This is a genomic window from Bartonella sp. AP280QHHD (assembly GCF_042196125.1).
Lineage (GTDB): Bacteria > Pseudomonadota > Alphaproteobacteria > Rhizobiales > Rhizobiaceae > Bartonella.
Genome location: NZ_JBHIPQ010000019.1, coordinates 1 through 15,042, shown reverse-complemented (window position 1 = coordinate 15,042; position 15,042 = coordinate 1). Strand labels below are relative to the sequence as shown.

The following is a 15,042-nucleotide window of genomic DNA, read 5'->3' as shown; positions in this document are numbered from 1 at the left end:
TATCCCAATAAATTTGGCAAAAGCTCTACGCTAAAAACCATCTATAAGAGAATAACAACAAAACACAATTTATAAGTGTATAATGCATTCTGTATTTCGTGTAAAGAAAAAATGAAACCAGTGCGTGTAATTAATTAAAAACACAATCTAGCCTTGTGAACTTTAAAAATTAATCCACAAGGAGATGAATGAAACAATGATTTAAATCCGTAAAAAACAAACTCTCAAAAACGAGCTTTAGAAAACATCAAATATTATATTAGATAATATCAATACAGTACTAAAAAGGATAACGTAACGCATACCAGTCTGCTGAACGCTTAAAAAGCCGATAAAAGCGAAGCACTCTATCGCATCAGTAGCAGCATAAATTTTAAGAAAATTCGCTTTAGCGGAGAAAAGTGCTCTCATACACAAAAAAACTATGTTTTTTTGCTCAATCAAGAAGACGAAAATCTTTTAAAGACAACACAAGTTGTTACAAAGAAAAAAGGCAGCACAATGTGCTGCCTTTTCTAATAAGGTACATAGTGTACCTTATATTAAAACTGATAACGTACTCCTCCGGAAAAACTTGTTCCCGAAAAACCAGCCTTATTAAGCTTATGTTGATAGAGAATATCAGCATGCAGAGAGAACTGTGGCAACAATTTGGCATTAAAACCTAATCCAGCCTCTATAGAGGAACCAAAAGCTCCTAACTTGAAAGCATCATTGAAATGCACAGACTGTTTTCCTTCAAAACCATGAGCAAGATAAAGCTTACCATAGAAAGCAATAGCATTCACGCCTTCAGAACCTGTAGGAATCTTGGTTAAGCGTCCACCAACACGTGCTACCCACTGATTAAGGTTACCCATTTCAATATCAAAATTGTCGATATCACGGGCTTTATTAAACTGGAGATGTTGATACACAACCTGAACCTGCGGATCAAAGACAAAGCCCTTATATCCTGTCATAATTGTCTGACCACCAGCTAAAGAAACACTCAAAGGATTACCTTTTAATGTTGCTGTTTTACCCCGTGCAAGGGTGAGAACATCACCTTTGAACAGACCATAGGATAAAAGACCGTCGACATAGAAGCCAACATTATGCTGCATGCTACCATATACCGTAGCAGTCCATTTATCAAATGCACTCTTCTGACTGTACTCAACATTCACAGGCTGCAGAGAAAGTTTTCCATAAGTTCCCATAACGCCAAAGGATATAGCACTGTCAGCATTTTCAATAGTTTGCAGCAAAACACCTGCCTCTACACCATTATAACTAAGATCACCTCCGTAACCATATTCAAGTGCGGACAGATCTGAAGCATAACGGTAACTTCCACCATAGCCGCGCAAGTATAAAGCAGGATTTTCACGAACCTCTACCATTCCTGTAGAAGTCATCCGCAACGTCTCCAATTGCTTATTTTGATTGCTAATATCCATCAAACCAGCGTGGAATACACTATTAGGCAAGCTGAGATAAGTTGGAACCTGTGGAACAACAGACCTTACAAATTGTGCAGGAAGGGCAGCAGATCCAACAGACTTAACATACTGATTTTCTAGACGGAAGTTCCAAAATTCTCCACCATCCTTAACAAATTTCTGCTGAACATGCTCCTGTTTCGAAGTCGCTTCTGGAGCATAAGCACGAAGGGTGTATTTGTAAGGTGAGTTTCTCAGTGCAACATAATTGCCATCGAGTTGGAAAGAGTCTTTCTTCGCTTGACCATAGACCTGAATAATTGAAACAGTATGAGCAATCTTGGCATTCGCTTTACCATCTCCTACATTGCCCGCATCACCTCGTACATGTATTTTTGTTTTTCCAGAAACATCACCATGAATGACAAGCCGATCAGTGACTTGCTGATCACTCGGATCACGAGGATTTAAACGTGCATTGAGATGAATTACAGCATTACCCTGTGCCGCATAAACAGTTCCTTTCCCATTTCCAATATGGAGAGTCTGATATTTTCCTTCAGATTCCGAAGGTGCAAAATCAATAGCACTATTTACAAGACTTACAGAAGAAATGCATGAATCCGCACATCCTGAATCTAGAGTCCCCAAATTCCTCTGTGCACTTCTTTTTAGAATCCACTGTGAATTATTAACCAAGTCTAATTTTGCATAAGAATTTTTATCAACGCGAACACCGCCTGTAACAATAGAATTATCAACTGAAACCAATATGTTCGAATCATTCTCAGCTTTTAATAACAAGTCACCAGCAAGAGTTGTTTTATTTTCTAATGAAACACGACCACCAGAATTATTACCATAGATAGCTATACCATTTGCAACTTCAAAATCAGTTTTTTTCAACGAAACTGTCCCTGTTATGCCTATAGGCGTTTTTTCCTGTTTGGACACAGTACTCCGCTTAACAACATTTGTTTTCTCAGTTGTTAAATCCTGACTTCGATTTTGTTGACTCGCTTCCTTCTGTGTTCCCCCATCAAAATATATACCGTAGACTCCGTCACCTTCCACTTTAACAGTAGAAGACTCGATATTTACGTGATTCATAGTAGGACGAACGTCAGAGGATCTCCTTCTCCTAGAAGAACCCGTCTCAACCACATTATCACCAGACTTTATAATCCACAAAGCATGAGCATCAGTAACAACATTTCCGTTCTTAAAATCAACAGAAGCATTATCACTCACCAGAAAAGCTGCACGTCCAAATTTCTCTGTAGAATTCGATTTTCCTGCTTCCTTTTTCGCAGTAATATTAACTTTGTTTAATCTTACACGTCCCCTAGCTTCTGATCTCACAGCCACTCCATTTGTCAGCATAATCGTTCCAGAGTCCATAGTTACCTCACCAGCCTGACTCGCCAGACCAGCCACAGCTAAATCCCCCGTTACGTTAATTTTTGTATCCTTTAAATTAACAGATGATCCAGAACTCGCCAAAGCGCCCACATAATAAGCATTAACTGTTCCATTATTCATCTTAACCTTCCCGCCATTTTGGGCTTCAAGCCCAATCACAGAAGAGGTAATTGTTGATTTATTATCCAAAACAACTTCCGCCCCCTCTTCTGCAAGCACAGCACTCACGGCATATATTTCATTAAAATCAACATTATTTTTGCTATCAGAAAAATCCGCACCACTAATTGTGGCTCCCTCTAACTTAATAACCGTATCCTGATTTTTTGCATGCATAGGATGTTGAGTTTTATCACTTACCTTCAATGTAACGTTTGCCACTGTACGTGTTTGGCCATCACTGCATAAATAAGGAGTTCGCAAATCCTCTCCACCATTATTCTGTATAGCACCACATGTAGAAGAAACCGTTTCCTTAGAAGAAACATCTCCATTACCAGCATGATCACCAAGCATAAGAACACGCCCAACAGCTCTAGAAGATACAGCAGATGTCTCAGAAACCATAGGAGCAGAAGCATTCATAGCAGAAGCTCCATTAGAAGATATGACAGCTATCTCAGAAACCACAGAAGTAGAAGGCTGCATAGCAGAAGCTCCATTGGAAGATATAACAGGTATCTCAGAAACCACAGACGTAGAAGGCTGCGTAGCAGAAGCTCCATTAGAAGATATGACAGCTATCTCAGAAACCACAGAAGTAGAAGGCTGCATAGCAGAAGCTCCATTGGAAGATATAACAGGTATCTCAGAAACCACAGACGTAGAAGGCTGCGTAGCAGAAGCTCCATTAGAAGATATGACAGCTATCTCAGAAACCACAGAAGTAGAAGGCTGCATAGCAGAAGCTCCATTGGAAGATATAACAGGTATCTCAGAAACCACAGACGTAGAAGGCTGCGTAGCAGAAGCTCCATTAGAAGATATGACAGCTATCTCAGAAACCACAGAAGTAGAAGGCTGCATAGCAGAAGCTCCATTGGAAGATATAACAGGTATCTCAGAAACCACAGACGTAGAAGGCTGCGTAGCAGAAGCTCCATTAGAAGATATGACAGCTATCTCAGAAACCACAGAAGTAGAAGGCTGCATAGCAGAAGCTCCATTGGAAGATATAACAGGTATCTCAGAAACCACAGACGTAGAAGGCTGCGTAGCAGAAGCTCCATTAGAAGATATGACAGCTATCTCAGAAACCACAGAAGTAGAAGGCTGCATAGCAGAAGCTCCATTGGAAGATATAACAGGTATCTCAGAAACCACAGACGTAGAAGGCTGCGTAGCAGAAGCTCCATTAGAAGATATGACAGCTATCTCAGAAACCACAGAAGTAGAAGGCTGCATAGCAGAAGCTCCATTGGAAGATATAACAGGTATCTCAGAAACCACAGACGTAGAAGGCTGCGTAGCAGAAGCTACTTTAGAAGATATAGCAGATATCTCAGAAACCACAGGAGTAGAAGGCTGCGTAGCAGAATCTCCTTTAGAAGATATAACAGCTATCTCAGAAACCACAGGAGCAGAAGCCTTCATAGCAGCCTTCATAGCAGCAGCTGATTTTATAGGTGATGGCCTCTTAGATACAATATGATCCCCAGGTGTTACAAAAATTTCATCGGCAGATATTACAGGCCCTCTACCCGTATCAGACCTCCCACTTAAATTAACTCTTGGAGGTACTAAAGGTGCCAAATTTCTGGATAAAGAAGGAGTAACAGATGACGAAGATGGAGTAACAGGTAAAAAAGTATGCACTACAGCCTCAGATGTTTCAGATTCCGTAAAATCTTCGTCATCATCATCTTCATAAAATTCGTCAGATGTTTCAGATCTCAAAAGTGAATTGCCTTGAACAGAGACTACAGATGCAGATTCCCCAGATACAGGAGGAGTTATGGATTCACTATTTACTTCACCAGCACCAGTGTCAGCATTAGTATTTATTGCAGTTTCAGTAGAAGCATCAGTAGAAGCAACTGCAACAAGTGGCTTAGCCTTAAAAATAGGTTGAAAATTAGCAGTAGCAGTATAAGCAGAAACGAGAGGTATAAAATATTCATTTTCTAAACGAAAATCCCAAACACTTCTACTATTTTTAAGTAATGTCTTATCAAAATACTGCATTTTCGGAGGAATAGTTGGACCATAAGCACGAAGAACATACTTATAAGGTAACCCTTCTCGTGTAATATAATCACCTTTCAGCTTAAAAGAATCCCTCTCTGCATTTCCAAAAACCTGAATAATTGAAATGCTATGAGGTGTATCCTGACTTTGTGATATACCATCAGAAGTATCATTCACAACTACCATTGTTTTTCCAGAAACATCACCATGAATCAACAATCTGTCAGATATTTGAGAATTTTCTGTATTGCTAGGCATCAAATTTGCATTGAAGTAAATTGTAACACCAGAAGCGGCAGGAGCACCAGAAGCGGCAGGAGCACCAGAAGCGGCAGAAGCAGCACTATAAACTGTTCCATTCCCATTTCCTATGCGAAGAGTTCGATACTCAATATCTTTATTAGATGTATTTTCATTTTTCAAAGAAGTAAAAAATCTAACATTACTATCTACAAGATTCATAGACGAAAGACATGAATCTACACAACCCGTATTTGAATTTTCCAAACTATTATGCAGATTCTTTGTTAAATACCACTCTGATCCCCCAGATAGAAAAAGCCTAGCTTGAGATTTTTTATCAACGTGAGCTCCCCCCATGACGACAGAGTCTTCAACAAAAACCGACAAATGCGACCCCTCTTCAGCTTTCAACACTAAATCACCCGAAAGAGTTGAGTCATCTTTTACAACGACGTACCCATCCAAACTGTTACCATAAATGACCACACCATCAGGAACTCTGAAAACCGTATTTTTCAAAAGAACTGCACGCAAACTATCTCCATCATCTTTTATTCCGCCCTCTCCCAGATTTTGACCTACATTTTGACCACTTTCTTGTCTCACTCTCGTTTGATCATTTTTTCTCCTCACATTCGAAGGTATATCACCAAAAAATACACCATAAGACTTACCTTCCACTTTAACGGTTGAATTTTGAATATCAGAAACTATTAAGTTGACAACCCTAGAGTTTGGATCTGGTTTAGACGCCACCACTGCAGAATCTCCAGCGCCAGCTCCAGATGGTGCACTAGTACTTCTAGAATCTGCACCGCTTCCTAAAAAATTCTCTATAGGGAATAAAGCCTCAAAATACGTGGAACTAATATTATTAAGGACAGCGCCATCTCTAGTTTCAATAGAGATGACCTCACCAATGAAAGAATCACTATCAGCCTTAGAACCCTGTTGCGTATCATCGCCATCCTCACTCTCCGCTCCTACTCTATTAGAAGCTACAGAGATATTATTCTTAAAGCTATCACTTACCAACAATGCAACAGTATTAGGAGCTCTAAGTTTTCCATTTTTAAAGGAAATAGTACCTCCAAGTGACAATAAACCTATATTCGTCTCCGAAGTACCAACTTCTGTAGTTTTTGGTTCCTCAGCAACATTGATAACCGTCCCGTCTAGTAGAACAGTCCCCTCTTTTGTAGAGATAACTCCTATTCCACCCTCTTTCACGGTAATTGCTCCAGACCTCATCTCGATAACGGATGGACCCAAACTAACTAAACCGATTCTTTTAACATTAATATCTACATTCTCTAAAACAATCCACCCATTATCACTAGCAAGAGCACCTATATACGCATCTCTGATTCCTCCCCCCACCATCGTGATCTTTCCAGTCTCTTCAGTCCGAAGCCCAATAAAAAAACCCTGAATATTTGAGTTTTTCAAATTAACCTCTGCATTCATATGTGAAGCAGAATCTCCGACATATACACCAACATAAAGCGGATCATGAGTATATAAACTATCTATGTTCTCTATACCTACTTTATAATCCTGTATACCCACTGCAGATAAACTTTCAGAAAGTTCTTTCCCAATATTCATACTTTCAATGGATACTTCGTCCAAATTAACAACTACTTTCCCATCATCAAGAGGAGATTCCACATTTACAGCGCTCTCACCTTGATCCGCTATAATAGCCCCCCCTATTAGAGTATATACTCCCGACTGATCACAGGAAATAGATCCATATATTCGCTGATCACCATTGAGTAAATCAGCCAATCCTTTACCTGCCTCCACAGAATCTATAATTTCTAGAGCCCCAACACCATCACCAACTGGTATAGATACACTCACACCAGGCACCATAGCACCTGATGTATCGGGTGGTAAAGAATTCAATACAGGACTCGATATACCTGGCATACCAACAAGACCATCTGCACTCGCTTTTTGTACTCTTAGCGCCTCTTCCCCCACTGGAAAATATGTTTCGCTTAAACTATCTTTTCGCGGAATATTAAATAATCGCCAAACATCCACATTTCTTGGAACATCTAGTAATCTAACTAACTCTCCACCTACTCCACTTGGCACACCTGCACGCCCCGCACGTGCTTTCTTCCCACTTGCTATTGCTGTTTTTGCTTCTTTTGCTTCCACATTTTCTGCTCTTGTTGCTCTTGCTCTCCTAGTAGTTACACCGCCTGTACCTGGAACACCTGGCATATCACTCAAAGCATCATTTGGCATAGCACCTGGACCAACACCTGGAATAGCAGGCAGGTTCGTTGTATCTGCCCCACTCGAAACACCTAATATAGTCTTTGGTCTTTGTTGACTTACAGTGTTTAATCCTCCTCCTGCTATATTACCTGATAATAAAGTATCTTGTACAAGAGCTAATGAGCCACCAAAGCCAGCTGGTACACCTGCTTGCGGCACATTTGCTACTGTTCCTATCCCAGTAGATAAAACGCCTGAACCTGGGAGCCCTGGCACACCACCCACACCATCTGGAATATCACCCAAAATACCTAGCACTGCACCTGCACCACTCGCAACACCAGGTACTGCACCTGCACCACTCGCAACACGAACACTACTACCTGCAACATTCCGTATCATGCCAGGAACAAAAACATTATTCTTTCTAGAATGACAAGCACTAATAGGTCGAATATGATTTAAAACAGGCACAATCTGAGCCTGAGCCTGAGCCTGAGGCTGAGGCTGAGGCTGAGCAGGACCACTATTAACAGCATTATCGACTCTAGGTTCTGCTCTTTCAGACCCCCCCACTCCTCCGGGTGGTGTTATAGCCCCTGTGCTCGATCCTCCAATTAAAGAGGTAAATGATGATAATGATGGCAATGAAACTGAAGGAAGGTATGATGAGAACCAACCATTCCCCATAGAAACATCTACACCTTGTAAAAAGAAGAAAGCACTTGTTGTCAGTGCGTACAAACGTGTACGCTTTTTAAATACATTGATCATATGTCAAACTTTCTAAATAATGTTGCAAAAACACTAGAATTAAGTGAAAATGAGGTAAGTGAACGATTTGTAACATATGTCAGTCAATTTTACAACATAGTGTTATTTATTTACGCTTCATTTTGTGCATAAAAATACCAAAGTTAAGTTTTTAAGTGCGCAAACCTTTGTAATATTAGATAAAAGGATAAAATCACGATGATAAAATATATGAAATGGATGACTTCTGTTTTACTGGTTGCAATTAGTTTTGCAACGATTTTGTGGACTCATACGAGTATTGCAAATACCAGTACCCAGACAAATGTAACGATTGATCATGTTTCAGGAACGACTTCTGTTCCCACTTCTCCGCAAAAGGTTGTTGTGTTTGATCTTGCCTCGCTAGATAATATGAATCGCCTTGGTATCCAAGCAGTTATCGGCCTTCCTGAAGGAAAAAAACCTTCCTATCTGCAACAATTTGACGATGCAAAATATGAAAGAATTGGAACCGTTTTTGAGCCAGATTATGAAAAAATTGCCACTCTTCAACCCGATTTGATTATTATTTCCTCCAGAACTCAAGCAAAATATAAAGACTTATCCAAAATAGCCCCAACAATTGATCTAACCGTAGAAAACGAAAATTCTCTTGAAGATATAAAACGAAATGTGTCTATCCTTGGAAAAATTTTTGGTAAAACACAAGAAGCAGAAAAGGAAATTGCAAAAATCAATGAAGCTTTTGCTGAAGTCCGTAAAAATACCCAAGGAAAAGGCACCGGGCTCATACTCATGACCTCTGGTGGAAAAATCAGTGCTTTCGGACCAAAATCACGTTTCGATATTTTTCACTCCGCTTTTGGAATTGCCCCTGCAACCGATAAACTTACCGTGCAAAAACATGGACAACTCATATCTCCTGAATTCATTCTTGAAACCAATCCTGATTGGTTGTTAGTGATTGATCGCGATGCAGCCATTGGACGGGAAGGACAATCCGCAGCACAATTGCTCAACAATGAGCTTGTTCACCGCACAACAGCAAGCAAACAAAACCAAATTATTTATTTGGACTCTTGGAGTTGGTATCGTGCAAATGGCGGTTTAACGGCACTCATTGAAACCGCACAGCAGATCAATGAAGCCTTTACAAAGAGCAAATAAGCGCACGAAAGAGCTTGCTTGCTATATAAATAAAATTTAAAAGCAGAGGTTGTTTATTAAGCAGTCTTTGCTTTTTGTAGATTTTGTTAGAAAATGATTTAACGTGAAGAATTACTGGATAACCATAACACTTCTAATTTTCCTGTCTATCCTCAGCATTTTTGTTGGTTATTCTGATGTCACACCTTCTAACCTTTTCGCAGCCGATCCCCATGCGTGGCTTATTTTTTGGCAAACACGTCTTCCTCGTACCATTGCAATCCTTTTAGTAGGCGCAGCACTTGCACTTTCAGGCATGATTATGCAACTATTAACACGCAATCGCTTTGTCGAACCATCAACCACTGGAACCATTGAATCTGCTTCCCTTGGCATTCTTTTTATTATGATTTTTTGGCCCGATATTCCTGTTTTAGGAAAAATGGTCGTTGCGACAATTTTTGCCATGGTAGGCACTTTACTTTTTATGTTTTTATTGCGACGCATTCCTCTAAAATCTGCTCTCATTGTACCCCTTACAGGGATTATGCTAAGCTATATTATTGGCTCTTTAACCAATGCCATTGCAGATTATGAAATGTTACTTCCTTCTCTTCAAGCTTACTTATTTGGCAGTTTTTCGATGGTTCTTGAAGGAAAATATGAGCTCTTATGGCTATCCCTTCCCCTTTGTATTCTGGCCTATTGTACTGCTGATCGCTTTACGGTTGCAAGTTTGGGAGAAGATTTAACCAATAACCTTGGATTGAATTATCGTGTTGTCATGTTTTTTGGTCTTTTTATTGTCGCCTCAATCACTGCTGTTGTTGTCTGTACCATTGGCCGTATTCCTTTTGTTGGGTTGATTATTCCAAATATTGTTTCAAGTTTCATGGGAGATAATATGCGCTATACCGCTCCTTGGGTGGCCATCAGCGGTGCAGGATTGGTCTTAATTTGTGATCTTTTAGGACGAATCATTCATCCCTCTCTTGAAATTCCCATCAGCACCATAATGGGTGTAATCGGTAGTTTTATTTTTATGATACTGCTTTTACGCTGGAGAAAGCGTCTTGGATAGAAGAAGAAAAACAATATGTGTACTAACAACACTTATCATCATAGCATGCACTGTCATTAGTCTTTACATGACGTGGAATATCAATGTTTATACATGGAAATTTCGTCTTACAAAACTTTCCTCTCTACTTCTTATTGCCTATGCAATAAGCGTTTCCACGGTTTTATTTCAAACAATCGTTAATAACCGTCTTCTTACTCCTTCAATTATGGGATTTGATCAGCTTTATATTTTAATAAAGACTGCCCTAATGTATTTTGTAGGCTCTCTTTCTTTGCCCTTTTTGAATGAAGAAGGACAGCTTGTTCTTGAAACCCTCATTCTTATCCTTTTTTCAATAAGCCTTTTTCGCTGGCTCTTTTCAGGAAGCCTAAAAGGACTTCATTTGACGCTTTTAATCGGTGTTGTTTTAGGCGGATTTTTTTTCAGTTTACGGATGTTTATGCAATTGCAACTAAATCCAGACCAAATGATGAATTTAACCGATATTATGTTTGCAAATTTTAATAAATTCAATACACCGTTAATAGGCTTTGCCACAATCATTGTCTTCATTGTGAGTCTGATTGGATGGCATTCCCGTCATCTTCTTGATATCTTGGCTTTAGGACGTGAAAATACCCTCAATCTTGGCGTTAATTACCACAAAAGTGCAACAGCTGTCCTTATTTTTATTTCCATTCTCGTATCCATTTCCACCGCATTAGTAGGCCCCGTCACCTTTTTTGGACTGTTAGTTGCCAACCTTTCCTATGAACTTTCTCCTCAAGCAAAACACAGTGTTGTTGTGCCGATTGCAATATTGTTAGCGATTATTTGTTTGGTGGGGGGACAATTTATTTTAGAACAAATTTTTCATATGGCAGGGCGTTTAAGTTTTATCATTGAGTTTTGTGGGGGTATTGTTTTCTTAATGTTACTGATGAAGGGAAAACTAAAATGATTGAGATCAATCATCTTTCCAAGGCTTACGGAGCACGATTGATTATCGATAATTTATGCCTTCATCTTCCAAAAGGGGGGATTATTTCTCTTATTGGGCCCAATGGTTCGGGAAAGTCAACTCTTTTAATGCTGATAAGACGTCTTTTGCCACACCATAATGGTACAATTCATATCGACGGCTTTGATATTGATAAAATGCCCCACGATATTTTGGCTCAAAAACTCTCAATTCTGCGTCAAGAAAATCCTTTGTCTTTTCGCTTAACCGTGTACGATTTAGTAAGTTTCGGACGCTATCCTTATTCAAAAGGCTGGTATACACATGAAGATAAACAATTTATCGACAGTGCGCTACGCTATCTCGGCTTACAAGATTTACAAGACCGTTTTTTAGATGAGCTTTCTGGCGGTCAGCGTCAACGCGCTTTTATAGCCATGGTTATCTGCCAAGACACTGATTATCTTCTTTTAGATGAACCATTAAACAATCTGGATATGAAACATGCGGTTTCTATGATGAAGCAATTACGCCGCACAGCTGATGAACTGAAAAAAACCATTCTTATTGTTATGCACGATATTAATTTTGCCTCATCTTACTCAGATATGATTGTTGCATTGAAAAATGGGAAAGCGGCCTATTGTGGGACTCCAAAAGAAATTATGCAACCAAAAATTCTTAAAGACATTTATGATGTCGATATTCAAATCAAAACAATTAATGACATCCCTATCGCTCTTTATTATCGATAATCATAAAGATTTTTTGCGCTTGCATGCACTATAGAATCTGCTAGGGATAGTAAAATTGGCTTATTGGGGAATAGTTTAATGGTAGAACAGCGGACTTTGACTTCGTCAATCTTGGTTCGAATCCAAGTTCCCCAGCCAGTATTTAATGATTGTAGCTTGTCATCGGGTTTTGTATAATTTGAAAGCAGGTTTTGCATCAATTTATTTTTTTCAAAGGATCTTCAAAAACTTTCAAGGGTTATTTAAAATCCCTTTAATGCATATTTTCTCTTCCTCTAAAAATTGCAATTTGAGATGATAAGCTCTTGAGCCGGTGCGGATTCTTTGAACCACATGTATAAGATGTGGCAACCCCTTTTATATTAAATTGGCTAAATATTTTTCGGATCTGAGACACATCATTGAGAGAGAAGAATTTTTCTCTTGCGCAAGCAAAGCAAACATTGTCTGGTAATCCTCGCGCAAATAAATCCTTTCCATAGTAATACACGTATATCTGGCTCTGTTTATGGGAAAGCCTTATCTAATAGCTATAAACCTATCTAAAGAGAGAATTCAAAAAAGAAAGCCGAGCCAAATGATATGACGCGGCTTTCAGATATTGATTATAAGATTCAAATGAATCATCCACAATGGAGTAATAAATTCATATATACAAAACGTATCATATTGCAAGTGCTCTATTTAGAAATATGAAAACTTATCAAAAGAAACGTAAATGATAGCTATGATTTTGATATCATTCATTAGCATTATAGAATCTATAAACGCTTGGTAACTTTATCAATCCAATCAAAAGAAAATGCATCTTAAATGAATGTTTTCTCAATAAGGCTTTCATAAGTATCTTTTCATTTTGCACTCAAATGTAACTTCTTTGCAAATTAACCAGCTCAAATTTGAGTTGGCAAAATTAACCAATCCAATTTTGGAGGCGTTATCTTTAGAATAGCCATCTTTAAACATTATAGCTTTTGACTCAAAATTGAATAAAATCCCATACCTTAGATGTTACAATGGTTTTGAATTTTGCTGCCTCATCTTTTTTTCAATAGGTGCCCCCCAAATTTTGAGAGAGCTCATTTGGTTTCGTATTTTTAAACTGTAACTTTTAAAACGTTTTTTTCTCGCTTGCTTGCGTTATATCATTAAAAGGCTTTCAATTTCATAAGACATAACATTGTGATTTTCATTCTATATTGTGATGATAGTATCTATATAATGCCTGCCTATCATTTACTAACTTTTTAGTAAGCGTTTTTAAAAACGATCTTGTCTTTAAATTCTTTTATGCAATCTTTATGAACTCAATCTATAAGCTTATGATCGTTTCAAACGATTATTCCTTTTAAGGTTGCACTCAAATAAAGAGCAAAACACATCCCATTCTTAAACGTATGCAATTTATGTTATTGATAATTCCAAACGACTGAAATTTAAAACAATGTGATTTGTGCTGTGATAAAAACGTATCATAAAATTTATGACCTGTTATGAATGATAACCGCTTTTCATTTCATTTGAATGCACCTATGCGTTATAGTATTTGCATCATGATTTGCTTTTTATAGTCTATACATCCATGGCAATTTTATATAAAAAATGATCAATTCAAACATGCATAAAAGTAGGGATTCTTAAGTGGATTCATACAAAATAACTGCACTTAATATATTGATTTTATTAGTTTTTATGTACAAAACCTTTTTAACTTCATAAAGATATCAATTTCCTTGTAAAAAATATTCCTCCCATTCCAACAAAAGACTCCACATAAGGCGATAAGGGATAGCTTCTATGATTTTACAAGTACTGATCGCTGGCCATGCAATAACGCCGACTGATGTCCAAGCCAATTAGACCGCCTGTGGAAACAGGCAGGTTGTGGGGCTGAATATAGTGGAACAGCACCGAACGGATAAGCCACGCGTCGTAAGTAAGCCTCTTAGCTTGCATAGCTTATAGGTTTTGGAAACAGACAATTATTATAATTCAGGTATTATAATTCAGACAATTAAAGATCAGATCTCAAGCTTTTTAATCCAGTGGACAAACACGAATAATATGTCCGTCTGGATCTTTGATTAGGAAGGTACGTCCAAATACATCAGTATACGGTTCCTTCAAAACATTTATCTCAACAGTGGTTTGCCTCTTTCCATTCCGCATAGAGCTTATCTACGTCCTCTCCAGTAGGCAACATAATGCCGATTTCTGAAAAACGAGGTGCATTTTCCTCAGGCGTATCGCCCCCAGACCAGAGAGCAAAGAGAGCATCCCCCGAAGAAGCAAATGCAACATAGCGTAGCGAGGTAAACACAGGTTCTTTCCTGAAGATGAATTTGTAAAAAGCCGTAGAATACTCTATGTTTGAGACGTATACCAACTGTAGGTTTGGGGTAACAGGATAAGTAGGGATATTACTCATTAATTCTCTATGATTTAGTAGCTGTTGCCTGACAGGCATATACCTATTAGAGAATATTTCAACAAGAGTTTGTGATGCCTCCGTTCGCGGTGTGCTCTATTTATATGTTTTTATTCGCTTATTGCTATATGCTAAAATATTGAGACCGCCACTACTGGGATTATAATGATATCCCTATCGCTCTTTATTATCGATAATCTAAAGATTTTTTGCACTTGCCTACACTATAGAATCTGCTAGAAATGGTAAAATTGGCTTATTGGGGAATAGTTTAATGGTAGAACAGCGGACTCTGACTCCGTCAATCTTGGTTCGAATCCAAGTTCCCCAGCCAGTTTGTATGTAGCTTGCCAGCAGGTTTTGTATATTTTGACACTAGGTTTTGTACCAATTTATTTTTTCTCAAAGAGTTTTTAAGGGGT

At 38.5% G+C, this 15,042-nt stretch carries 7 protein-coding genes, 2 tRNA genes and 1 pseudogene; 6 read left to right on the top strand and 4 right to left on the bottom strand.

The window, feature by feature from the left end:
• Positions 1–542: 542 nt before the first annotated feature.
• Positions 543–8,285 carry an autotransporter outer membrane beta-barrel domain-containing protein gene (locus ACFIMK_RS02830; protein ID WP_375693515.1) on the bottom strand — a complete coding sequence of 2,581 codons (7,743 nt, stop codon included), beginning with the start codon at positions 8,283–8,285 and terminating at the stop codon, positions 543–545.
• A gap of 198 nt (positions 8,286–8,483) precedes the next feature.
• Between ACFIMK_RS02830 and ACFIMK_RS02825 the strand changes: the two genes are divergently transcribed.
• From ACFIMK_RS02825 to ACFIMK_RS02805, 5 genes are all read left to right on the top strand, one after another.
• Positions 8,484–9,434, top strand: a complete 951-nt coding sequence (locus ACFIMK_RS02825; RefSeq protein WP_375613669.1) for a siderophore ABC transporter substrate-binding protein — start codon at positions 8,484–8,486, stop codon at positions 9,432–9,434.
• Between the two features lie 103 nt (positions 9,435–9,537).
• On the top strand, positions 9,538–10,494 hold the full coding sequence (locus tag ACFIMK_RS02820; RefSeq protein WP_375613670.1) for an ABC transporter permease: 957 nt from the start codon (positions 9,538–9,540) through the stop codon (positions 10,492–10,494).
• Between the two features lie 67 nt (positions 10,495–10,561).
• Positions 10,562–11,437, top strand: coding sequence for an iron chelate uptake ABC transporter family permease subunit (locus ACFIMK_RS02815; RefSeq protein WP_375683039.1), 876 nt, complete (start codon positions 10,562–10,564; stop codon positions 11,435–11,437).
• Positions 11,434–12,192, top strand: coding sequence for an ABC transporter ATP-binding protein (locus ACFIMK_RS02810; RefSeq protein ID WP_375613672.1), 759 nt, complete (start codon positions 11,434–11,436; stop codon positions 12,190–12,192). Before ACFIMK_RS02815 ends, ACFIMK_RS02810 begins: the two co-directional genes overlap by 4 nt.
• A gap of 64 nt (positions 12,193–12,256) precedes the next feature.
• Positions 12,257–12,330, top strand: a tRNA-Gln gene (locus ACFIMK_RS02805).
• Positions 12,331–12,467: 137 nt separating this feature from the next.
• On the opposite strand, the pseudogene ACFIMK_RS02800 reads toward ACFIMK_RS02805, so the two are convergent.
• The 3 genes and pseudogenes from ACFIMK_RS02800 to ACFIMK_RS02790 form a co-directional block, all read right to left on the bottom strand.
• A pseudogene (locus ACFIMK_RS02800) lies at positions 12,468–12,673 on the bottom strand (DNA adenine methylase); the annotation flags it as partial.
• Between the two features lie 1,243 nt (positions 12,674–13,916).
• On the bottom strand, positions 13,917–14,048 hold the full coding sequence (locus ACFIMK_RS02795) for a hypothetical protein (protein ID WP_375612406.1): 132 nt from the start codon (positions 14,046–14,048) through the stop codon (positions 13,917–13,919).
• A 281-nt stretch (positions 14,049–14,329) separates the two neighbouring features.
• A complete protein-coding gene (locus ACFIMK_RS02790; protein WP_375647596.1) occupies positions 14,330–14,512 on the bottom strand; it encodes a hypothetical protein in 183 nt (60 codons plus the stop codon).
• Between the two features lie 368 nt (positions 14,513–14,880).
• On the opposite strand from ACFIMK_RS02790, the gene ACFIMK_RS02785 reads away from it, so the two are divergent.
• A tRNA-Gln gene (locus tag ACFIMK_RS02785) sits at positions 14,881–14,954 on the top strand.
• The last annotated feature ends 88 nt before the right edge of the window (positions 14,955–15,042 follow it).